This window comes from Phytoactinopolyspora endophytica, from assembly GCF_004138495.1.
Classification (GTDB): Bacteria; Actinomycetota; Actinomycetes; order Jiangellales; family Jiangellaceae; genus Phytoactinopolyspora; species Phytoactinopolyspora endophytica.
Map to the genome: position 1 here is coordinate 90,805 of NZ_ML142857.1, position 2,129 is coordinate 92,933.

The 2,129-nt window shown below is 65.0% G+C and carries 3 protein-coding genes; all 3 read right to left on the minus strand.

Annotated features, from left to right (window positions below):
- Positions 1–724, minus strand: a 724-nt coding sequence (locus ELR45_RS18235) for a cation efflux transmembrane domain-containing protein (protein WP_129667792.1), incomplete at its 3' end; no start/stop codon positions are given.
- Complete coding sequence (cmtR, locus tag ELR45_RS18240; RefSeq protein ID WP_129667663.1) at positions 721–1,176, minus strand: Cd(II)/Pb(II)-sensing metalloregulatory transcriptional regulator CmtR; 456 nt, start codon at positions 1,174–1,176, stop codon at positions 721–723. The genes cmtR and ELR45_RS18235, both read right to left, overlap by 4 nt.
- A 149-nt stretch (positions 1,177–1,325) precedes the next feature.
- A partial coding sequence (locus ELR45_RS18245; RefSeq protein ID WP_165367889.1) for a type II toxin-antitoxin system HipA family toxin occupies positions 1,326–2,129 on the minus strand: 804 nt, incomplete at its 5' end.

Genomic DNA, 2,129 nt, shown 5'->3' on the forward strand with positions numbered 1-2,129 from the left:
CCGCGCGGCAGCAGCCGTCCGTGCACCCATCGCCGCAGCCGGCGTCGAGGTCGGCGTCGGGGCTGGCCAGCAGGGCGCTCGCGGACGCACCGCAGGCATCGCCACGCCATGCCTCGAGACCCTCCCGGACCGCGAACCCGGCGATCGCCAGCGCCGCGATCGGATCGGCCCACCACAGTCCGAATGCCGAGTTGAGCACCAGACCGACGAGCAGGACGGCAGACAGGTAGGAACAGATCAGGGTTTGCTTGGAGTCGGCGACGACACTCGCCGATCCGAGCTCCCGACCGGTCCGGCGTTCGAACCACGAGAGCAGCGGCATCACGGCCAGGCTTACCGCGGCGAGGACGATTCCGACCGTGCTGTGCTCGGGCTCCGACACCCCGGCGAATGCACGGACGGCGTCGAAGGTCACGTACGCGGCCAGCGCGAAGAACGAGAAGGCCACGATCCGCAGCGCCGTCCGCTCCCGCGTCTCGTGGTCGCGCCCGGCGAACTGCCAGGCGATCGCCGCTGCCGAGATCACCTCGACGGTGGAGTCGAGGCCGAAGCCGACCAGAGCCGCGGACGAGGCGGCCATGCCGGCGGAAATCGCGATCACCGCCTCGACGACGTTGTAGGTGATGGTCGCGGCGACCACCAGCCGCACCCGGCGGCGCAGCACCCTCGTACGCTCCTCCAGCACCGCCACGTCACTCGTCGCGGGATCCGCGCCGCCCGTCATGGAGTCACCGCTTCCCGATCATCGGGACGCTCACCGTCGATCCACCGCTCACTGCCCGCGTGTCCCTCGCTGATTCGCAGCCCTCCATCGAGCACGATGCCGTCCTCAACCGCGCACGAGTCGTCGAGTGGCCGTTCGTCGTCGATACAGGGCTCGCCGGTGTCGACGGCAAGCACCACTCCGAGAAGATCGGTCAGTGCGTGCGCCAAGTGCGCGTCGGCGATCTCGTACCGCATCTGCCTTCCCTGCGGAATGCCCACAACGATGCCGCATCCGCGCAGGCAGGTGAGGTGATTAGAGACGTTGCTCCGGGTCAGCTCGAGCTTCTCGGCCAACCGCCCCGGATACTCCGGTCCGTCGAGCAGCGCCAGCAGGATGCGGCACCGCGTGGGGTCGGCCAGGGCGCGACCTAGCCGGTTCATAGCATCAAGACGAGAAGGAATGGTCAGCACAGACTGAACTATACAGCACGGAATGTACTGTTGAGCAACCCCGTGCACGCCACACCGAACCACCGTCGTCGGCGTAACGAGACGGCAGTCTCCCCACCTTCACCGCCTACAACGCGGAACGCCTCCAGCACTGCACGTCGCAACTACAATTACTGAACGGGGCCATCACCGCGCGTCCTCTTGTGTCCGAACTGCCCTGCACCCGGCATGCCTTTGGGTACGCGTGGCTGTTCGGAGCTTCGATTGGATGATCCGTGGCTGGAGTAGACCTCTGATGCGTGGTCCGCCAGTTCCTCACGAACACCGTCGAACGCACCCACGAAGTGGTCTTGTTCTGATTCGGCAATGCCATTCTTGGCAGCGACTCGTCTCCAGTCAGCGGTCGCATCCAGCACCTCGCGCAACGTCCGTTTCGCTTCGGCGTGGGTGAGATCGAAGGTCTCGAGAGAGGTCATAAGCCCCGTGATCCCGTCAGAGCGCAGATGCGCCCCACCTATCCCGGTGACTCGTTGCGCAGCCACATCGGGATTCGGGTTCACGTCGAACAGAGGAGAAATACGCCAGCCCGCACCACGACGGAGGAAGCCGTGGTTGCGCAGATGGTCATCGGTGTTATGGATGACAATCGAGAACGCGACACGCCGCCACAGCTGACGCAAGTCGGAGCTCGTCTGAGACCCGTGTTCTGCAAGCGTCTCGGCGATCTCGGTGTAATCCCGCGGATCACCGTCGCTACCCTCGATCAGAGTCATCGCACTCATGTAGCCGACACGATGACTCTTGTACCTGTCGAACCGCTCCAGGATGAGGACGCTTCGATCGCCCAAGTGGACGAGGTCGTTGGGCGGAACGTCGATTCCGGCGCGCTCGGCAAGGTCGAGCGCCGTCTTCTCCCAGGCTATAACGTTCCACTCATCGTTGTGGTGGGGAAACTTGGCGATGAGCAGCCGATC